Annotated in this window: 6 protein-coding genes; 3 read left to right on the top strand and 3 right to left on the bottom strand. The window is 69.8% G+C overall.

All coding sequences use genetic code 11. The annotated features are described in order from the left end of the window. Positions 1-90 precede the first annotated feature (90 nt). Positions 91-693: a hypothetical protein gene (locus ACPFP2_RS00610; protein WP_424084934.1), complete on the bottom strand. Its 603-nt coding sequence runs from the start codon at positions 691-693 to the stop codon at positions 91-93. Then, complete coding sequence (locus tag ACPFP2_RS00605) at positions 690-977, bottom strand: hypothetical protein (protein ID WP_424084932.1); 288 nt, start codon at positions 975-977, stop codon at positions 690-692. The genes ACPFP2_RS00610 and ACPFP2_RS00605 overlap by 4 nt, the downstream gene beginning before the upstream one ends. A gap of 129 nt (positions 978-1,106) precedes the next feature. Here ACPFP2_RS00605 and ACPFP2_RS00600 point away from each other — a divergent pair, with 129 nt between their 5' ends. The 3 genes from ACPFP2_RS00600 (at position 1,107) to ACPFP2_RS00590 (ending at position 4,841) form a co-directional block, all read left to right on the top strand. Beyond that, positions 1,107-2,144 (top strand): hypothetical protein, encoded by a 1,038-nt coding sequence (locus ACPFP2_RS00600; RefSeq protein ID WP_424084930.1) that lies wholly within the window; start codon positions 1,107-1,109, stop codon positions 2,142-2,144. Further along, entirely contained in the window at positions 2,141-3,418 is a 1,278-nt protein-coding gene (locus ACPFP2_RS00595; RefSeq protein WP_424084928.1) for a hypothetical protein, read from the top strand. The genes ACPFP2_RS00600 and ACPFP2_RS00595 overlap by 4 nt, the downstream gene beginning before the upstream one ends. A gap of 79 nt (positions 3,419-3,497) precedes the next feature. Beyond that, entirely contained in the window at positions 3,498-4,841 is a 1,344-nt protein-coding gene (locus ACPFP2_RS00590) for a ferredoxin reductase family protein (RefSeq protein ID WP_424084926.1), read from the top strand. Between the two features lie 119 nt (positions 4,842-4,960). Here the strand turns inward: ACPFP2_RS00590 and ACPFP2_RS00585 are convergent, their stop codons facing one another. Continuing rightward, positions 4,961-7,999: an AAA family ATPase gene (locus ACPFP2_RS00585; RefSeq protein ID WP_424084924.1), complete on the bottom strand. Its 3,039-nt coding sequence runs from the start codon at positions 7,997-7,999 to the stop codon at positions 4,961-4,963. Between the last annotated feature and the right edge of the window lie 269 nt (positions 8,000-8,268).

Here is an 8,268-nt window from a genome sequence, read left to right as displayed (position 1 = left end):
TGTCTTCCCAATGGGAGGTTAAAGAGGACAGCCGAACCCTTTTTTTTTTCTCCCCCCCCCCCCCCCCCAGGCCCGTGTACCGGGGCTGGGTCAGGTGAAGCGAAGCGTGCCGGTGATCGCGTCGAAGACGTCGTAGAGCGCGTCGGCGAGCGGCAGGTTCGGGCTCATGCCGGTCACCACCAGGTACGACCCTGGCTGAGCCGGGACCGGGACGATGGTGTGCATCGCGACCATCACCGCGGACGTGATCTCGGTCAGCTGGACGATCTCGGTGCCGGTGACCCTGGCGACGACCCCGATGTCGGGAAGGTTCGTGGATGTGACGGTGCGGTCACCGTGGCCGTCGACCCGTGCCGGACGGGACACCTGCTGGGCGATGTCGGCCACCGACAGCTGCGTCCCGTCCGGGACGGTCACCCCGAACACCCCGACGAACGCCATCAGCAGCCCGCCGTCGTCATCGCGGGCGATCATCCCGGCCGCGGAAGCGGCGCCCTGCTGCCTGGCGGCGCGCAGCAGACGGCGGGCCTGGCGCAGCGCGTCGTCGACGGCCCTGCGCTGCTCGGGAGTGGTCGCCGCCGCCCGCAGCTCGCTCTGCTGCCTGCTGAAGTCCTGTCCGGCCAGGTCGTAGTCGAGCCAGCCCTCCGGCACCTCGAAGGTGAACGATCCGGGGGTATGCACGGGGGCGGTCACCTGCCGCCTCCCAGGCTGTTGCCACCCTGCTCGTCGACCGCGGTGAAGGCGTCGAGGATCATGTCGATCGCCTGCACGATGTCGTCGCACTCCTCACGCAGCTGCTTGCGGCCGGCGTCCCAGCGGTCGTCGAAGTTCTCCGCCGCGTCGCGGACCGGGCTGCCGACGACCCGGTTGAAGTCCGCGGAACTCCGCTTCACATTGATGGTCCGAAGTACCCGGCGCATCGCGTCTGCCGCCTGCTGGAGATCCTCGCCCGGGATCACGATGTCTGATCTGGCCATGTGTGCGGCACGGTCGGGCTCCCGGAACGGTTCATCTGATGTGACGTGCATCACTCACCTCGAACCGGACGGACCAGTCGGTCGTGCAGACCGTACCTGTCGACCCCGATCGAAACCGGAGGTGTCATCGTGGTCCGGACCCCGGCCCGCGCACTGACCGCCCCTCTTGCCGCGGTGGTGCTCTTCGCGGCCGCCTGCGCGGGCAACGACTCCAGCGCCCCGGCGCCGGCACCCGTGTTCGCCGGCGGCGAGATCCAGCTGGTGGACGCGCCGGCCTCGAGTGTCGGCCTGACCGGTGACGGCCGTGCCGACGACACAGCCTCGGCGGCCACCACGAAACCCGCGGACACGGCGGCTCCGGTGGACCTCGCGGCCACCACCGGGTCCCCGGCGTCCGCCGCCCCGGCGGCGGACGCCCCGGCGCCGCTGAAGTGGGTCCAGCTCTCCACGAACAAGGCGTCCATCGGCGAGACGGTGACCGACGTGACCGGTTTCACCCTGTACCGCTTCGCCAGCGACTCGGCCGAACCGCCGACGTCGAAGTGCGCGGGTGAATGTGCCAGGAGCTGGCCGCCGGTGCTGATCCAGGCCGGGGGGCGAGTCTTCGTGGACGGGATGAAGACCGACGACATCGGAGCGATCCGGCGGCCGGACGGTGGCGTGCAGGTCACCATCGGAGGCTGGCCGGCCTACCGTTTCGCCGGCGACACCGTGCCCGGTGACCTCAACGGTCAGGGCGCCGACAACGCCTGGTTCGCGTTCGCGCCCGACGGGAAGGCGATCGAGTCGCTGATCGCCACGGCGGACCTCAAGGCCGCGAAGCCGGACCGGACCACGACGCTGGCCGCCAGGAAGGGCGAGGACGGACCGATCGTGGTCGACGACGACGGCGCGACGATCTACCGTTTCGGCGAGGACGACACCGACCCGCCGGCAAGCAGTTGCACGGGTGTCTGTGCGGCCCTGTGGCAGCCGGTGGTTGCCGAGAACGGCGGCAAGGTGAAGCTTGAGGGCATCGACGAGGACCGTGTCTGGTGGCTGCGTCGCAAGGACGGGACCAGACAGGTGACCTTGGACGGATCGCCGCTCTACCGCAACGTCGCGGACAAGAGCACCGACACGATCATCGCCAGCGCCGCCGCTCAGGGCTGGACCCCGGCCCGATGATCCGGCGGATCCTGCTGCTGTCGGCAACGGCGTTCACCGTCGCCCTCGTCGCACCGGCTGTCGCCCAGGCAGCTCCGGACGACGTGGTCAAGGTTGCTGTGGTGCGCACCCCCGAGAACAACGGCGGGCGCCCCGACTCCCTGCCACAGATCGCCCAGCGAACCCTCGGCGACCAGGCTCGTGCCACTGAGATCCTCGGCCTGAACCGCGGACGGCCGCAGCGCGACGGCGGGACGCTCACCGACTCCGGCGAGGTCCGACCCGGGTGGATCCTGCTGCTGCCCGCCGACGCCACCGGGCCAGACGTCCGGCTCGGCCGGATCGGGTCGGCCCCCGCCTCCGGCGGAGCCTCATTCTTCACCTGGAAGGTCGTGTCCGCGCTGGTCGGCGCGGTGATCCTTGCGCTGGTCAGCCTCCTGGTGATCTTCCGGCGCCGGATCGTGCGTCGGGTGCGCGCCCGCTACGACGCATACATCGAGAACGCTCGCTGGCACCGCCAGATCCAGGAGCGGATGCGGGTACGTGCCCAACTCTCCGACGAGTTCGCCGCCGACCGGGCCCGGCCCTCGCTGGCCTGGCACGCCGCCGCCGAACTGGCGGCCGAGCAGGTCGAGGCGTACGCCCTGCGGGTGGGCGAGGGCACGGTGACCGCCTGGGTGACCGCCGATCACGCGCCCCGCATGCCGTGGCAGGCCGAGACGGACGGCACGTGGATGCGTCCCGCGGACGTCTCCGGCAGCCGACCGTCGCGGGGCGATGCGGTCGCGCCGTGTCTGGTCCGGGTCGGCGGCGGCGAGGACGGAACACTCTTCGTGGACCTCACCTGGCTCGACGGAGTCCTCGCGATCGGTGGATCCGCCGGGGTCGCCATCGACGTCCTGGCGAATCTCCTAGCTGATCTGACTCGGTTCCGCCCGGGTCTACCGGTGTTGTCAGTGCCGGGACTCTGCGGTGAAGCACCGGGTCTGCCGTCCACCGCGGTACGCATGCGGTCGGTGACCGATCTGCGGACGACCGGTCCCGGCCCCGGTACCGACGACGGGATGGTGCGCCTGGCCGCCCACCGACGCACCCTCACCGCTCTGGCGGTGATCCCCGAGACGCCGTCGGCCGACGAGGCGGCGCACCTGCTCGCCACGTGCGGGCCGGGCAGCGGGCAGGCCGCGATCGTGCTCGGCGATCTACCAGGTGCCCGCTGGCGCTGGCACGCGGAAGCCGACGGGAAGGTTCGCCTCCCGGAGATCGGTGTGACGGTGACGGCACCGTCCCGCTAGAGCCCATCGCTTTCGCTCTCGCCCGCCCTCGTGGCAAGCTCTCCCCCGGCCCCGGCCGGGCCGTTTCAGGAGGTTCGCGATGTACACCGCAACACCGCCGCAGGTGCGCCGCACCAGCCAGTCCAGAGCCGCCTACCTGATGCTCTGGCTGTTCCTCCTGGTCAACCTGGCGATCGTCGAAATGATGTTCGCCAATCCAAGCAGGCCGGCGCACAACACCCTGACCTCGATCGGCAGGTTCTTCGGTCTGCATCTGGGCTTCGTGATGGCGCTTCAGTTGATGCTGATCGGGCGCATACCGTTCCTGGAACGACGGATCGGCATGGACAAGCTCACCAACTGGCACCGTTGGACCGGCTTCACGATCTTCTGGCTGGTGGTGCTGCACCCGACGTTCGTCATGCTCGGCTACTCTCAGCTCGACCAGATCTCGTTCTTCGCCGAGATCCCGAATCTGGCCAAGCAGATGCCCGTGCTGCTCGGCATGATCGCCGCCGGCCTGGTCTGCGTCATGGCGGTCACCTCGGTGCGGATGGCCCGCCGCCGGATGTCGTACGAGGCCTGGCACGCCACCCACATGGTGGTGTATGTCGTGATCGTGCTGTCGGTGATCCACCAGGTCTACGAGGGCAGCTCGTTCGCCTCCAGCACTCTGACCAAGGCGTACTGGTGGGTTCTGTGGGCCTTCGCGATCGGTGCGCTACTCGTCAACCGGCTGTTCGTGCCGCTGCTGCGCAACGCCCGGCACCGGCTGCGGGTCGTCGCCGTCGTCCCCGAGACCGATCAGGCAGTCTCCGTGTACGTCGGCGGCGACCGGCTCGACAGACTGCGCGCCCGGCCGGGTCAGTTCTTCTGGTGGAGGTTTCCCGGCCACAACTCCTGGTGGCAGGTCAACCCGTGGTCGCTCTCCGCCGCGCCGGACGGCCGTACCCTGCGGCTGACCGCGAAGGCGATCGGTTCCACCAGTGCCGGGCTGCGGCAGTTGCCGGTGGGCACACGGGTCTACGTCGAGGGGCCCTACGGCGCACTCACCACCGCCGGCCGCACCCGGGAGAACACGCTGCTGATCGCCGGCGGCATCGGCATCACCCCGATCCGGGCGCTGCTGGAGGACCCGGACCTGACCGGTGACGTCGTGGTCCTGTACCGGACGCGGACGCCCGCCGACGCCGTGCTGATCGGTGAGCTGCGCAATCTGGTGCAGGACCGGGGAGCCCGGCTGCACCTGCTGACCGGCCGTACCACCGACGGCAGCCAGCCGTTCAGCCCGGAGAGCCTGCGCGGCCTGGTGCCGGACATCGCCGAGCGGGACGTCTACCTGTGCGGCCCGGCGGCGATGGCCACCACCGTACAGCGCAGTCTGCGAGCACTGCGGGTGCCGGCCCGTCAGCGGCACATCGAGGCGTTCCGCCTGGGGGTGTGATCCCTCGACGGACACCGCCACGACGGTCGCCCGCCCCGGTGCGACATCGAGCCCCGGCACGGGGGCTCGACGCGCTCGGCGCGCGACGCCAGTCGATGTCATGGAGTTCAACGACAAGCTCAAAGGAGTCGTTCGAGGAGTTGCTCACGATAACGGTCGATGCATGCGAAGCCGAACCGATCGGCGGTGGCTCGTGCATCGGTGGCGAGAGCACGTGCCCGGTCGGGTTCGGTCCCGGCGAGCAGTTCGGCATAGGCAAGTTGGGTGCGGCCGACGAACAGGGGTGCTCGGAGGCGACGGTTGACGGTGAGGGCGAGGTCGTAGGCGGCGGCTGCTTCATCGATGCGACCGAGGGTGGCGAGCGCGAGACCGAGCCCGTAGGCGATGGAACCCTCAGTGGTCGCGCCGGTGCTGGCGACCTGACCTCGCCACCCGTCGAGGATCGACACGAGTTGAGATGCCGGTGCGGGGAGGGCGAGCGTGTGGCAGACGTCGGCCCACAGCATCAGGGTCGTCGACCAGAACTGGGGTGCGCCACCGGGTGAGACGTCGAGGGAGTCGGTGAGCGCTCGGGCATCTCGTTCGCGGCCGAGCCTGCACCACACGTAGGCGAGGCCGGCCCGGAAGACCTGCAGTGCGGGGTTCTCTTCGAGGACCTGCTCGAGGCCCTCGGCCACCTCGGCGATGCGGTCCTGGGCTCGGCGGATCTGGAAGATCTGGCCGGTGTAGCCGAAGAACGCCTCGGGTTGTCCGGTTGCGACGCCGAGGTCGAACGCCGCGTGGGCGGCGGCTTCGGCCCCGTCCAGGTCGCCGTCCAGGAAGAGGTGTATCGACTGTGTCTGCGCGTTGGTCCAGCGGACGAATGGTTCCGGGTTGCGCTTGGCGAACGAGTCCCGGATGTCTCTCTCCCGGTTCATCGCGTCACGATCGCCGCGTTCGAGTGCGATCTCGTGGTGGGACATCGAGAGCAGGCCCCGCAGCCGCGCGTCGCCGGTGCGTTCCGCCGCGGCGATGCCTTCGTGCAGCAACTGCTCACGGCGATCGAGCGCGTCCAGGGTACGTAGCGCGCTCTCGGTGAGGCGCGCGACGTACGCGATGACGCGGTCTTCGCCGGCCTCGCGGGCGAGCGCGAGCGCACACGCCGCTGCCTCTTCGACCTGTTCCTCGGGCCCGGCGTGAATCTCGATGGCGAGCATCGCGTGGAGGAGCGCGCCATCGGCCTTACGGGGCCGTGCCGCGATCGCGCGCTGCAGGATCTCGACCCGCTCGTCGTCGACAGTTCCGAACTGGCTGACGTCGCCACGGTTGTTGGCGAGCGCCGCACGTACGAGAAGGTCGTCGTGGTGGAGGTCGATGGCGAGTCGGCCGGCCTCGAGAAGCGTTTCGCGGTGTGCGGGGTCGCCGGCTTGGCGTTGAGCTGTCCCGAGGCCGACGAGGGTTTCACAGCGCTGCATCGTGTGGTCGGTGGGGAGGAGATCGAGAGTGCGGAGATACCAGGTGACCGCTTCGTCGGGCGCGAGGTGGGCCAGCGCGTAGTCGCCTGCTCGCCGGGCGTACTCGGCGGCCTTGGTGTGGTTGTGGGGGGCGACGGCGTGGATCCAGTGGTGGGCGATCTCGCCGGCCCGCTCGCCCGCGTCGTCGCCGACACGTCGCTCCAGCGCTACCGCGACCGACTGGTGGCCGAACGCCCGCGCGGTAGGGTTCAGCTCCGCGTACAGGGTGTGGGCGACGATGGCGTGCGTGAACGCGAACCGCCCGACGGTGTCGGTGATGAGTGCGTTGTCCACAGCCGGGGTGAGGCGCTCGAGCGTTCGGGCGGGGCCCTCGCCGAGCAGGTCGGAGAGCAGGTCGAGCTCGAAGTCCCGACCGATGACCGACGCGGTTTCGAGTGCTCTCCGAGTTTCGGGACCGAGGTGCTGGACGCGGCGGCCCACGACCTCGCGCACGCTGACGGGCAGGCCTCGGGTCTGCAGGTACATCGGAGCCGCCCAACGGCCGTCGTCCTGTTGGCTGATGGCCCCGGTCTCGGTGAGATGGCGGAGGATCTCGGTGACGAAGAACGGGTTGCCCTCCGTCTCAGCTCGCAACACGTCGCGTAGCGCGAGTCCGTCGTGGTCCATCTCGTGGCCCGCGACTGCCTCCAGGAGGCCGAGCATCTCGCTGTCGTTCAGACCACGCAACGCCAACCGGGTCGTGCCCGGTTCGCGATGGGTCGCGGCCAACAACACGGTCAGCGGATGCGAGGCGTCGATGTCGGAATCCCGGAACGTCGCGATCACCAACACCGGTGTGGTCAGGGCCCGCTCGACGAGGTGTCGGACGAGGGCGAGCGTCTGCACGTCCGCCCAATGCAGGTCGTCGAGCACGACGAGCGCCGGCTTGCCACGTACCGAGACGGCGTCGAGCACGTCGATGACCGAGCTGTAGAGCGCGAACCGGGCCGAATCCGATTCCAGGTCCACCGCGCCGGCACCGCCCAACAGCGGCGCGAGCGCCTCGCGACAGCCGGCGAAGACGTCGGGGGCATCGTGGTCAAGACTCGTCAGCACTTCCCGCCAGGGCTGATACGGAATCGACAACTCCTCATCACAACGCCCGTAGAGCACCACCGCCTCGTGCTGCACCGCCGCCGCGAACACCGAGCACAGCGTCGTCTTGCCGATGCCCGCCTCTCCGCTCACCAACACCACCCGACGCTGTCCCGAGGCAATCACCTCCTTCCACACCTCCGCGAGCACCGCGCGCTCGTGCTCCCGGCCGGCGAACCCCAAGCCTGGCGACACCGCCAGCCGAGCAGGCAGGGAGACGCCCCGCGCTGACCCTGGCCGGGCCCCGGCCGCCGTCTGCATGACCGTCCCGACGAACTGGTAGCCGCGGCGATACACGGTACGGATCAGCCGCTGTTCCTTGCCGCCGTCTCCGATCGCCACGCGGATCGTCCGGAGCACCGTGGTGACTGCGGCCTCGCTCACGAAGCGGTCGCCCCACACCGAGTCGAGGAGTTCCTCCTTCGACACGACCCGGTCGCGATGCGAGATCAGGTGAAGGAGGACGTCGAACGCCCGGGGCTCGAGGGGGACGCGCTTCCCCATGAGTCGGAGTTCGTAGAGGGAGGTATCAAGCTCGAATCCGTCGAACCGGTACGAGACTCCCTCCACCTTACGGACGGTAGCACTCGAGCTCGTCGGAGGCCGCGACACGGTCGATGACAACGCGGGCCCGCCTGCCGGCCCAGGTGGGTGCGGTTACCTCAGCGTTACCGACACCCCTCGTTTCGCTACCGCTGCTGCCGACCAGCGACCGGGCCATGAACGTGCCCGCCACGACTTCCTCCCGGTGGGCCCGGGGGCCGAGCCGCTCGGCGATCGCCGCCGCACCGCGCGCGGAGTCGATGCGCGGCGCCGTGCAGAGCAACGTCGACGACGCC

Source organism: Micromonospora citrea, from assembly GCF_049629545.1.
Classification (GTDB): domain Bacteria; phylum Actinomycetota; class Actinomycetes; order Mycobacteriales; family Micromonosporaceae; genus Micromonospora; species Micromonospora citrea_A.
Note: the sequence above shows the minus strand (reverse complement) of the source record. Positions and strands in the feature narration are given on the sequence as shown.

Coding starts and splice junctions, on each gene's coding strand:
- ACPFP2_RS00605 (WP_424084932.1), bottom strand. CDS start 977: ATGGCCAGATCAGACATCGTGATCCCGGGCGAGGATCTCCAGCAGGCG.
- ACPFP2_RS00595 (WP_424084928.1), top strand. CDS start 2,141: ATGATCCGGCGGATCCTGCTGCTGTCGGCAACGGCGTTCACCGTCGCC.
- ACPFP2_RS00590 (WP_424084926.1), top strand. CDS start 3,498: ATGTACACCGCAACACCGCCGCAGGTGCGCCGCACCAGCCAGTCCAGA.